We start from the raw sequence: 2,383 nt of genomic DNA on the forward strand, positions 1-2,383 counted from the left end.
CTAAATCATTCGGTGTCTCTCTAAAACACCTTCGGTGTTGTAAGGTTAAGCCTCTCGGTTCATTAGTACTGGTTAGCTCAACGGCTCGCACCGCTTACACACCCAGCCTATCAACGTCTTAGTCTTAAACGTTCCTTCAGGACTCTCAAGGAGTCAGGGAAGACTCATCTCAAGGCAAGTTTCCCGCTTAGATGCTTTCAGCGGTTATCTCTTCCGCACTTAGCTACCGGGCAATGCCATTGGCATGACAACCCGAACACCAGTGGTGCGTCCACTCCGGTCCTCTCGTACTAGGAGCAGCCCCTTTCAATCTTCCAACGCCCACGGCAGATAGGGACCGAACTGTCTCACGACGTTCTAAACCCAGCTCGCGTACCACTTTAAACGGCGAACAGCCGTACCCTTGGGACCTACTTCAGCCCCAGGATGTGATGAGCCGACATCGAGGTGCCAAACACCGCCGTCGATATGAACTCTTGGGCGGTATCAGCCTGTTATCCCCGGAGTACCTTTTATCCGTTGAGCGATGGCCCTTCCATTCAGAACCACCGGATCACTATGACCTACTTTCGTACCTGCTCGAGCCGTCACTCTCGCAGTCAAGCTAGCTTATGCCATTGCACTAACCTCACGATGTCCGACCGTGATTAGCTAACCTTCGTGCTCCTCCGTTACTCTTTGGGAGGAGACCGCCCCAGTCAAACTACCCACCAGACACTGTCCGCAACCCAGATAATGGGTCTACGTTAGAACATCAAACATTAAAGGGTGGTATTTCAAGGTTGGCTCCATGCAGACTGGCGTCCACACTTCAAAGCCTCCCACCTATCCTACACATCAAGGCTCAATGTTCAGTGTCAAGCTATAGTAAAGGTTCACGGGGTCTTTCCGTCTTGCCGCGGGTACACTGCATCTTCACAGCGAGTTCAATTTCACTGAGTCTCGGGTGGAGACAGCCTGGCCATCATTACGCCATTCGTGCAGGTCGGAACTTACCCGACAAGGAATTTCGCTACCTTAGGACCGTTATAGTTACGGCCGCCGTTTACTGGGGCTTCGATCAAGAGCTTCGCTTGCGCTAACCCCATCAATTAACCTTCCAGCACCGGGCAGGCGTCACACCGTATACGTCCACTTTCGTGTTTGCACAGTGCTGTGTTTTTAATAAACAGTTGCAGCCAGCTGGTATCTGCGACTGGCTTCAGCTCCGTGAGTAAATCACTTCACCTAACGCCAGCGTGCCTTCTCCCGAAGTTACGGCACCATTTTGCCTAGTTCCTTCACCCGAGTTCTCTCAAGCGCCTTAGTATTCTCTACCTGACCACCTGTGTCGGTTTGGGGTACGATTAATGATAATCTAGAGCTTAGAGGCTTTTCCTGGAAGCATGGCATCAGTTACTTCATCACCGTAGTGACTCGTCATCAGACCTCAGTGTATGGTGAACCGGATTTGCCTAATTCACCCACCTACATCTTTAAACCGGGACAACCGTCGCCCAGCTAACTTAGCCTTCTCCGTCCCCCCATCGCAATTATCACCAGTACGGGAATATTAACCCGTTGCCCATCGACTACGCTTTTCAGCCTCGCCTTAGGGGTCGACTCACCCTGCCCCGATTAACGTTGGACAGGAACCCTTGGTCTTCCGGCGTGCGGGTTTTTCACCCGCATTATCGTTACTTATGTCAGCATTCGCACTTCTGATACCTCCAGCATGCCTCACAGCACACCTTCGCAGGCTTACAGAACGCTCCCCTACCCAACAATATCTAAATATCGCTGCCGCAGCTTCGGTGCATAGTTTAGCCCCGTTACATCTTCCGCGCAGACCGACTCGACCAGTGAGCTATTACGCTTTCTTTAAATGATGGCTGCTTCTAAGCCAACATCCTGGCTGTCTGAGCCTTTCCACTTCGTTTCCCACTTAACTATGACTTTGGGACCTTAGCTGGCGGTCTGGGTTGTTTCCCTCTTCACGACGAACGTTAGCACCCGCCGTGTGTCTCCCGTGATAACATTCTTCGGTATTCGTAGTTTGCATCGAGTTGGTAAGTCGGGATGACCCCCTAGTCGAAACAGTGCTCTACCCCCGAAGATGAATTCACGAGGCGCTACCTAAATAGCTTTCGGGGAGAACCAGCTATCTCCCGGTTTGATTGGCCTTTCACCCCCAGCCACAAGTCATCCGCTAATTTTTCAACATTAGTCGGTTCGGTCCTCCAGTTAGTGTTACCCAACCTTCAACCTGCCCATGGCTAGATCACCGGGTTTCGGGTCTATACCCTGCAACTCATTCGCCCAGTTAAGACTCGGTTTCCCTACGGCTCCCCTATTCGGTTAACCTTGCTACAGAATATAAGTCGCTGACCCATTATACAAAAGG

General features: G+C 51.5%; 1 rRNA gene. It reads right to left on the reverse strand.

Annotated elements, in window-relative coordinates:
* Positions 1–41: 41 nt before the first annotated feature.
* Positions 42–2,383 (reverse strand): 23S ribosomal RNA (locus M992_RS14195); the annotation flags it as partial.

This window comes from Moellerella wisconsensis ATCC 35017 (genome assembly GCF_001294465.1).
GTDB classification, from domain to species: Bacteria; Pseudomonadota; Gammaproteobacteria; order Enterobacterales; family Enterobacteriaceae; genus Moellerella; species Moellerella wisconsensis.